This window comes from Pseudomonas sp. CFBP 13719, from assembly GCF_014842095.1.
Lineage (GTDB): Bacteria > Pseudomonadota > Gammaproteobacteria > Pseudomonadales > Pseudomonadaceae > Aquipseudomonas.
Window position 1 is genome coordinate 1 of the sequence record NZ_JACYVB010000024.1, and the last position, 377, is coordinate 377.

Annotated in this window: 1 pseudogene; it reads left to right on the forward strand. The window is 64.2% G+C overall.

The window, feature by feature from the left end:
- Positions 1–377: pseudogene (locus IFT57_RS26835) on the forward strand (mechanosensitive ion channel domain-containing protein); the annotation flags it as partial.

Sequence of the window (377 nt, forward strand, 5' to 3'; positions counted from 1 at the left end):
CTGCACATCGACGCCAGCGGCATACGCTTTCTCGACGAACAGGAGCAAGTGCGCCTGACCCAGATTCGCCTGCTCAGTGGCTACGTCAGTAGCAAGCAGGCCGAACTCAAGGCGTGGAACGCGGCGCAGGGCGAGGTCGCGGAACTGTCCGCCAACCAGCGGCGCATGACCAACCTGGGGACTTTCCGCGCCTATGCGCTGGCGTACCTCAACGCCCACCCGGACATCCAGCCGAACATGACCTGCATGGTCCGCCAGATGGAAGCCACCGCCGAGGGCGTGCCGCTGGAAATCTACTGCTTCACGCGCACCACGGCCTGGGCCGAGTACGAGCGGATTCAGGGCGATATCTTCGATTACCTGCTGGCCGTGCTGCC